Source organism: Actinacidiphila sp. bgisy167 (assembly GCF_057707665.1).
The window spans coordinates 1-1,492 of record NZ_JBYIQP010000198.1 but is presented as its reverse complement, the minus strand read 5'-3'; the positions used below and the strand labels follow the sequence as shown (position 1 = coordinate 1,492).

At 66.5% G+C, this 1,492-nt stretch carries 1 protein-coding gene; it reads left to right on the top strand.

Annotation, left to right across the window (positions count from 1 at the left end):
• On the top strand, window positions 1–1,336 hold a 1,336-nt coding region (locus AC3ET4_RS30735; RefSeq protein ID WP_431955238.1), incomplete at its 5' end, for a hypothetical protein.
• Window positions 1,337–1,492 lie beyond the last annotated feature (156 nt).

The window sequence follows — 1,492 nt, the reverse complement described above, 5'->3', positions numbered from 1 at the left end:
GCTGAGCAAACGCACCCCCGGCACACCCGCACACACACGCCTGCAAACCGCTCTCAACACCTACACCACCACCCCACCCACCACCGAAACCACCGACACAGCAAAGACCGGCACGGTTCCCGCAACGGAGCTGTTCCCGCAGTCCCACCCCGACGAATCCACAGCCACCGCGCCGGGTGAAGCCCAAGAAACCCAGCTCCTTAAGCGTCAGTCCCGTGTATCCAGCGGGCCGGGGCGGCTCGGCGGTGCCCGGGACGCCTATCTGAATCCCACCGGCCTGCCGCTGGGCCACGCACTGGTGGTCGAGCGCCCACGGACGGGCAGCACCATCAAGACCGACCCCTTGACCTCGGTAGCGCCCGGCACCACCGAAAGCACCACTGGGAAGCAACCGCAGTCCCGGTCCTGGACCCGTTACGAACTCCCGGCCCCGGACCGGCCGACCGCCCTCTTCGGCTACGACATCAGCGACACCGGCGATATCCACCTCCGCGACCGCCAGCACCCAGTCCTTCTGCCCGCAGATGGCTGGCTCGCCTACGGCGACGACTTCATCCACACCACCGAAGGCGTCATCCTCCGCGGCGACACCGGCTGGATCGGCCGCATCGACAACTGGGACACGCTTCACGACTCCCTGAATCACCCCCAAGCCACCCACACCGTCCACCACGACGGCCGGACCGTCCACCTCCTCCCTCACACCACCAGCACCAGCACCACCGCCACCCGCCTGCCCCTCAGCCCCACCACAAACCCGGACCCCACAGCATCAGAAAAAACAGAGACCCAAACCACCCCGGCCGGCGAACGGCGAGCGTTCCTGGACGCACCCCGCCCACCCTCGATGACCGCACTCACCGGATCCCCAGTCGGCCAGGGCGAACGCGGCCAGGACGTCGTCACCACACACCAGCCACAGCCCCCGCGAAACCGGCACCCCGCCCCCACCGACGCGAAGAGCCTCCGCACTCAGCACCACCAAGCAGCCCCGGCCACAGCACACGAGCAACCGGAGTCGGTACCGGTCCAGCCATTGCGCCACGGCCCCGAAAGCCACCGATACCTCCTCGACACCAGCCTCCTGCCGGCGACCGGCACACCCGAGTACACCCAGCACGTCACAACCGCCGCAGCCCTGCTCCGCAACCGCCCCACCACGCCCGCACAACAAAAAACCCCGCCCATCGTGTCCATCAACCCTGAAAACCGGACCGACCCCCAGGCCACCACCCGCGCCATCGAATACATCAACGCCATCACCCACCTCCCCCACACCCCCACCACCATCCAATTCGACCTCGGAAACAACACCACCATCAACATCTGCCAATAAGACCGACACGGCCCGACACGGCAGGCAGCCAGCTAGCCGTTTACGACGTCGCCGTCAGCCCTTGGAAGAATCGAGGGAGTATCACGAAAGTGGTGTTCACCACTCGGTTGGCGTAGAGGTTTCTCGTTGGTCTGGTTGGCTTACGCTCGTTCGGCG